3 protein-coding genes are annotated in these 5,954 nt (G+C 72.4%); 2 read left to right on the plus strand and 1 reads right to left on the minus strand.

Going from position 1 to position 5,954, the window contains the following annotated elements; translation table 11 throughout:
• The coding region (locus tag BEK98_RS47075) for an AMP-binding protein (protein WP_143684282.1) at positions 1 to 2,550 on the minus strand (2,550 nt) is incomplete at its 3' end.
• 280 nt (positions 2,551 to 2,830) lie between these two features.
• Between BEK98_RS47075 and BEK98_RS47080 the strand changes: the two genes are divergently transcribed.
• Together BEK98_RS47080 and BEK98_RS47085 are read left to right on the plus strand one after the other, a co-directional pair.
• Complete coding sequence (locus BEK98_RS47080) at positions 2,831 to 3,643, plus strand: SGNH/GDSL hydrolase family protein (RefSeq protein WP_094222942.1); 813 nt, start codon at positions 2,831 to 2,833, stop codon at positions 3,641 to 3,643.
• Between the two features lie 125 nt (positions 3,644 to 3,768).
• A partial coding sequence (locus tag BEK98_RS47085) for a glycosyl hydrolase family 95 catalytic domain-containing protein (RefSeq protein WP_094222943.1) occupies positions 3,769 to 5,954 on the plus strand: 2,186 nt, incomplete at its 3' end.

Consider the following 5,954-nt stretch of genomic DNA (forward strand, 5'->3'; position numbering starts at 1 on the left):
CCGCGCCGCCCAGTCCATCGCCACCAGCGATGAGGAGCAGGCCGTGTCCACCGTCACCGCGGGCCCCTCCAGGCCCAGGGTGTAGGCGATGCGCCCGGAGGCCACGCTGCCCGCCGAGCCGAGCGCGAGGTGTGCCTCGTACTCGTGTCCGCCGCGGTGCAGCAGACGGCCCCCGTAGTCGCCGTGCATGACGCCGACGAAGACTCCGGTGTCGCTGCCGCGCAGGGCGTTCGGGGCGATGCCCGCCCGTTCCACGACCTCCCAGGCGGTCTCCAGCAGCAGCCTCTGCTGGGGGTCGGTGGCCAGCGCCTCCCGGGGGGACATGCCGAAGAAGGCCGCGTCGAAGTCGGCGGCCCGGCGCAGGAAGCCGCCGCGGCGGGTGACCGACGTGCCCGGCCGGTCCGGGTCGGCGTCGAACAGTCCGGCCAGATCCCAGCCCCGGTCGGCGGGGAACGCGGAGGTGGCGTCCGTGCCGTCGGCGAGCAGCCGCCACAGCTCCTCCGGTGAGGTGACGTCGTCCACGAGTCCCGGGTAGCGGCAGGCCATGGCGACGATGGCCACCGGTTCGTCGGGCGAGGGCGGGTCAGCGGGTGTGCCTGGCCTGGCCCCGCGCGCCGCCGGGGTCGAGGCGCCGAACAGCGAGTCGTGCAGGAACTCGGCCACCGCGTCCGGCGTCGGGCGGTCGAAGACCAGGGTCGCGGGCAGCTCCAGACCGGTCACGGCCCCGAGCCGGTCTCGCAGCAGGACACCCTGCAGGGAGCTGACCCCCAGATCGGTGAAGGCCTGGTCCGGCTCCGGGTGGGTCTCCCCGTCGCCGCGCAGTTCGACCATGACGAGGTTCAGCACCGCGCGACGCCGCTCCGGGGCGGGCAGCGCGAGCAGCCGGGCCCGCAGTCCGGCGGAGGCGTTCTCCCGCTCGGCGGCGAGGGCTTCGGTCAACTGCCTGGTGAGCACCGCCCGTTGGACCTTGCCTGAGGAGGTACGCGGCAGCGACTCGCTCAGCCGGATCTCGTCCGGCACCTTGAACGCGGACAGCCGCTCCCGGCACGCGGCCCGCAGCCTCGCGAGGTCGACTCCGTCCGGCCCGGGGACGACGAACGCCACCGGAACCTCCCCCAGCACGTCGTGCGCCCTGCCCACGACCGCCGCGTCGGCGACACCGGGACAGGCCAGAAGCACCTGCTCCACGTCGACCGGGTTGACGTTCTGCCCGCCGCGGATGATCAGATCGCCCACCCGGCCGGTGACCCGCAACCCCCCACCGGGCTCGCGGCGGCCGAGGTCACCGGTGCGGTACCAGCCGTCCCGGAGAACCTGGGCCGTAGCGTCGGGGCGACCGTGATAGCCGATCATCAGGTTGGGGCCACGCACCCAGATCTCGCCCTCGTCGCCGTCGGCGGCGGTGGCACCCGAGAGCGGGTCGGCCACCCGGACCTCGACTCCGGGCACCGGCTGCGGCACGCGCCGCGGACCCGGCACCTCGAGTCGGTCGACCGCGATCTTGCCGCTGGTCTCGGTGGCGCCGTAGCCGTCCAGGAGCGGTGCGCCCAGCAACTCCTCGACGGAGGAGCGCAGTTCCGGCGGGCAGGGTGCTCCGGCGGTGACGCACAGCCGCAACCCGCCCAGCGCCCGCGGTGCCTCGCGCAGTGCGCTCACCAGCAGGTGGTAGGTGGCCGGTACCCCGGCCAGCATCGTGAACGGCTCCTGCAACGGCTGGCGTTGGAGTGTCTCCACGACATCCACGCCCCTGTCCAGGAGGTAGGCGCTCGCACCTGTGGCGACCACGGCGAGGATGCCCAGCGAGTACGCGTAGGCGTGGTGCATCGGCAACGGCCACAGCAGCCGGTCCTCCTCGGACATGCCGAAGAGCGGCGCGTAGGCGGCGGCCGTCGACCACAGCGCGGCCCGCTGGCTCGTCACCACGCCTTTTCGTTCGCCGGTGGTGCCTGAGGTGTAGAGGATCCAGGCCGGTTCGTCGAGGCCGAGACCGTCGTACGGCGGACGGCCCGCATCGGTCCCGGCCAGCTCCTCGTACGACACCGCGCCGGCGGGCGCTCCGGGCGGCAGCGCACGTGTGGCTCCGCCGTCCTGTTGACCGGCCTCGGCCGGCGCAGCAGGCGGCTCGACAGACTGCGCACCCACGACCACGACCACCCGCAGCGGCTGCCGCCCGGCCGCCACCCGCGCCAGGCGCTCCAGCAGCGCTGCCTCGATCACGATCGCCACCGCGCCGCTGTCGTCGAGGACATGGGCCAACTCGCCGTCGGCCGCCCCGGGATCCAGTGGCACCCCGACCGCCCCCGCGCGCACGGCGGCCAGGCAGCTCTCCACCATTTCCACGCGGTTGGACAGGCAGAACGCCACCCGGTCCCCGCGGCGTACGCCCAGCCGTTGCAGATGCCCCGCGATCCGCGCCGTCCGCTGATCCAGCTGCGCCCAGGTCACGCCTCGACGCCCGTCGCGGAAGGCGGTCCTGTCCCCCGCGCGGACCGCATGCGACCGGACGGTTTCGGCCAACGGACGGACCAGTTCCCCGTGAACTCCCGTCATCCCCACCCCACTTGTGTGCCCATCCCCCGACGACCATCGACTATAGGGTCACGCACCGTTCGCGGCCGTCCGCGCCGAGCCGGGTCGCGGGCACCGCCTTACGGGTGACGGCTCACCGGGTGAACTCTGCCGGGGAAACGGCACGCCACCCTGCGCCCGGGTCCCCTCCCGTGCGGCGTGCTGCGGCAGCGGGCATGGCCGCAGAGGTTTGTCAACACGGCCGAACAGGGAGGACGGCCCTGGCGGGCGGAGGCGGACCGGGCCGCGATAGAGGAGAGTTATGAGCCGGTCCCGAATAGCCTCCTATGCGGCCTCCCTCCTCCTCGCGGCCGCCGCCTGCACCCTCGCCGGTCCCGTGAGGGCGCCGGCGGCGCCGAGCGTCGAAGCCATGGACTACGTGGCTCTCGGTGACTCCTACTCGGCCGGTGTCGGAGCCGGCAGCTACTTCACCTCCGGCGCGGACTGCCTGCGCAGCAGCCTGGCGTACCCCGCCCTGTGGGCCGCGGCCCATGCGCCGGCGTCGTTCGGCTTCACCGCGTGCAACGGCGCCCGGACGAGCGACGTCATGGCGAAGCAGCTCGGCCCGCTGAGCCCCCGTACGGATCTGGTCAGCCTCACCGTCGGCGGCAGCGACTCGGGCTTCACCGGCGTCATGGCGACCTGCGTGCTGCCCGGCACCGAGGCGTGCCTCTCCGCCGTCGCCAAAGCGCGCTCCTTCATGGACGGGACCCTCCCGGGCAATCTCGACCGTCTCTACTCGGCCATCCGGAGCAAGGCGCCCGACGCCCACGTCGTGGTGCTCGGCTATCCGCACCTCTACCTGCTCCACGGCACCTGTTCGGGCGGCCTCGCGGACACGGAGAGGTCGGCGCTCAACGGGGCCGTGGACGAGCTCAACAGCGTGATCGCCGAGCGTGCCGCCGACCACGGGTTCACTTTCGCCGACGCCCGGACCTCCTTCGCCGGGCACGAGATCTGCTCGTCCACGCCCTGGCTGCACAGTGTCGACTGGCTGGATCTGACCGTGTCGTACCACCCCACGGCGCCCGGGCAGTCGCTGGGCTACCTTCCCCTCCTCACCGGCGCGGCCTGATCTCTCCATACATCGGATGTGTCATAGACGCATGGCCACCAAGGTGGTTGACAGGCTCATGCGTCATGCCTAGCTTCCGCCATACACCCGATGTTTCGAGGGTCCGTCAGCTCGGGAGGACGATGATGACCTCACAGGGGGAGAAGCGCTCGCCGGTGCCCCGCAGAGCCGTACTCGGCACCGCGTTGGGCGGGGCGGCAACGGTGGCCCTGCCGGCGCAGGCCCACGCCGAACCGTCCTTACGGCCGGGGGCGTCCGGCGGAGCCGGTCCGGCGGGCGGGGCCGTCGGACGCCCGTGGCGACTGCGCGACACCATGACGACCGACGACGCCTGGGAACGGTTCCTGCGCGGCCAGGACCTGTTGTGGACCAGGCTGCCCGCCCTCTGGCACGAGGGCCCGTTCCTCGGCGACGGGCTGCTCGGCAGCATGGTCTACCAGGAGCCGGGCGCCCATCAGGTCCGCTTCACCGTCCAGCACGGCCGTGTGCAGGACCACCGGCCGGAGTTCGGCAGCGGCTGGGGCACCTGCCGTCTGCCGGTCGGGCATCTCACGCTCGAACCGGTCGGCACCATCACCGCCGTCGACTGGCGGCTGAGCCTGTGGAACGCCGAACTCACCGGCACCATCACCACCAGCGCGGGCACGCTCACCCTTTCCGCCCTCATCCACGACGAGGTCCTGGCCGTCCGTGTGCGGGCCGACGGCGGCGAACGGGTCACCTGGACGTTCCACCCGGAGGAGGCCGTCAGCCCCCGCCGCATCAGCGAGGCCCCGCCCGCCGGCTACGCCGCCAACCCGCCCTGGACCACGCGGACCGCCGCCGACGGCACCGAGCAGGTGCTCCAGCACCTCACCGGCGGCGGCCAGACCGCCACCGCCTACCGCCGCACCGGCGACGACCTGCTGCTCAGCGTCGGACACAGCTCGCCCTCCGACACCGCCGCCGAGGCCGCCTCGCTGCGCAACCTCCGGCGCGTGACGTCGTACGACGCCCTCAGGCGACGGCACATCCGCTGGTGGCACGCGTTCTACCGCAAGAGCTTCGTCTCCTTCCCCGACCAGCGGCTGCAGAGCTTCCACTGGATCCAGCTCTACAAGGTCGCCTCCGCCAGCCGCGCGGGCGGCCCCGTCATGGCCACCAGTGGGCCGTGGCTGGAGCCCACGCCCTGGCCCGCGGTCTGGTGGAACCTCAACGTCCAGCTGGAGTACTGGCTCATCCATGGCTTCAACCACCCGGAACTCGACGCGCTCGCCACCACGCTGCGACAGAGCCAGGAACAGCTCATCGCCAACGTGCCCGCCGCCTACCGCGCGGACAGTTCCGGCATCGGCCGCAGCTCCGACATGTTCGCCGACCGCGGCGTGGGCCGGCCCGGCACCGGCGCCGAGACCGGCGACCTCACCTGGGCGCTGCACAACGTGTGGCTGTCCTACCGGCACTCCATGGACGAGTCCCTGCTGCGCGACACGCTCTTCCCGGTGCTGCGCCGCGCCATCAACTACTACCTGCACTTCCTCACCCCGGGCAGCGACGGCAGGCTCCATCTGCCGAGCACGCTCTCGCCCGAATACCCCGTCGTGCCGCCACAGGACACCACCTACGACCTGGCCCTGATCCGCTGGGGCTGCCGGACGCTGATCGACTCGGCTCAACTGCTCGGCATCGAGGACGAGCTGACACCGCGCTGGCAGGAGGTGCTGGCCCGGCTCACGCCGTACCCGGTCGACGACAACGGCTTCATGATCGGCGCCGGTACCCCGTACGCCCAGTCCCACCGACACTACTCGCACCTGCTGATGGTGTATCCGCTGTACCTCGTCAACTGGGACCAGCCGGAGAACCGCGACCTGATCTCGAAGTCGGTGGCGCACTGGCACGCGCTGACCGGCGCCCACCGGGGCTACAGCTACACCGGGGCCGCCTCGATGTACGCGATGACCGGCGACGGCGACACCGCGATCACGTACCTGCGCAGGTTCTTCGACCCCACGACCCGCTACCCGTGCCGCGCCAACACGCACTACACCGAGGCCGGTCCGGTCATCGAGACCCCGCTGTCCGCCTCGCAGTCGCTGCACGACATGTTCTGCCAGAGCTGGGGCGGCGTGGTCCGCGTCTTCCCGGCCGTCCCGTCCGCCTGGGCGGACGTCACCCTGCACAACTTCCGCACCCAGGGCGCCTTCCTGGTCAGCGCCGTACGGGAGGCGGGGGCGACTCGCTTCATCCGGACCAGAAGCCTCGCGGGCGAACCGCTCCGACTGCGGCACGGCCTCAGCGGCGCCCTCACCGTGCTGCTGGACGACGGCAC

The sequence above is a fragment of the Streptomyces diastatochromogenes genome, assembly GCF_002242805.1.
Lineage (GTDB): Bacteria > Actinomycetota > Actinomycetes > Streptomycetales > Streptomycetaceae > Streptomyces > Streptomyces diastatochromogenes.